The 1,437-nt window shown below is 73.4% G+C and carries 2 protein-coding genes; one reads left to right on the top strand and one right to left on the bottom strand.

Annotated elements, in window-relative coordinates:
• On the top strand, nucleotides 1-525 hold a 525-nt coding region (locus K6I34_RS36935; RefSeq protein ID WP_229332385.1), incomplete at its 5' end, for a spermidine synthase.
• Nucleotides 526-560: 35 nt separating this feature from the next.
• Here the strand turns inward: K6I34_RS36935 and K6I34_RS36930 are convergent.
• The coding region (locus tag K6I34_RS36930) for a hypothetical protein (protein ID WP_229332384.1) at nucleotides 561-1,437 on the bottom strand (877 nt) is incomplete at its 5' end.

Genomic DNA, 1,437 nt, shown 5'->3' with positions numbered 1-1,437 from the left:
GTCGCCGAGCACCTGCCGCTCCCCGAGGGCTCCGGCATCGACGTACGGGCCGCCGACGCCCGCGCGGAGCTCGACGCCGCGCCGGACGCCTCCGCCGACGTGATCGTCGCCGATGTCTTCGGCGGCGCCCGGGTGCCCGCCCACCTCACCTCGGTCGAATTCGCCCGGTCCGCGGCCCGGGTGCTGCGCCGCGACGGCAGCTACGCCGCCAACCTGGCCGACGGTGCGCCGTTCGCCTTCCTCCGCTCCCAGGTGGCCACCTTCGCCTCGGTCTTCGCGCACCTGTGCCTGATCGCGGAGCCCTCGATGCTGCGCGGGCGGCGCTTCGGCAACGCCGTGCTCGTCGCCTCGCACAGCGAGCTGCCGGTGACCGCGCTGGCCCGCCGCGCCGCCGCCGACGCCTTCCCGGCGCGGGTCGAGCACGGGGAGGCGCTGGCGCGGTTCGCGGCGGGCGCGGCCGTCGTGGACGACGCGAACGCGGTGGGGTCGCCGGAGCCGCCGGGCGGGGCGTTCACGGTGGGCTGAGCCCCGGCCGGGCCGGGGCCCTCACCCGGCCCGGCTCAGGAGGACTTGAGCGGGCGCAGCGAGCTCATGATCTTCTTGACGGTGTCGTCGGGGAGCTCGTCGTCGACGCCCTTGGCCGCGTACAGCACCCAGGTCGCCAGGTCGTCGTTGGTGTCCTTGTAGGTCACCGTGAAGGACTTGCCGTCGGTCGTGCACTTGTCCGTCTTCGTCACCCCCGTCACCGTCGCGGTGGAGGAGTAGCCGGACAGGCCGTGGTCGCTCTTGAAGGGCTTGGCGTCGGTGCTCTCCAGCTTGCCCGTCTGCTTCTGGTCGAAGCCGGCGATCAGCCAGTTCTCGGCCTCGATCTTGGCGGCGCTCGCCTCGCTCTTGGCCCCCATGGCGCCCTTGGAGCCCGCGGCGGCCAGCTCGGAGTTCTTGCTGCAGACGCCCTGCTTGTAGTAGGCGGGCGAGCTCATCATGATCAGGGCCTTGCCCTTGTCGTCCTCGAAGCCGATGGACTGGCCGGGGCTGTCGACCATCCAGTCCGACGGGACGTCGAAGGCGACGTGCCGCTTGCCGCTGACGACCGTCTTCCAGCCGTCGATCACCGGCTTGACGTCACCGCCCCCGCTGCGCGGGTTGTCGAGCGGCGCGTTGCCGCCGGAGGAGGCCGACGCGGAGGGTGCCGGGGCGGAGGGCGCGGCCGAGGGCTTGTCGTCGGCGACGGTCTTCTTGTCGTCGCCCTTCATCACGACGACACCCGTGATCACGGCGGCCGCGACCACGGCGAGCGCGGCACCGACCGCGATGACCGTGGTCCGCTTGCCGCCGCCCTTCTTCGGTCCCGGCTGCGGGCCGCCGGGCGCGGCGGCCGGGGCGTTCCACTGGGGAACGGTGGGCCGTTCCACCGGACCGGGCTGCTGCCCCATGGGC

The sequence above is a fragment of the Streptomyces sp. UNOC14_S4 genome, from assembly GCF_020740835.1.
GTDB lineage: Bacteria > Actinomycetota > Actinomycetes > Streptomycetales > Streptomycetaceae > Streptomyces.
This window is presented reverse-complemented; position numbering and strand designations above follow the sequence as displayed.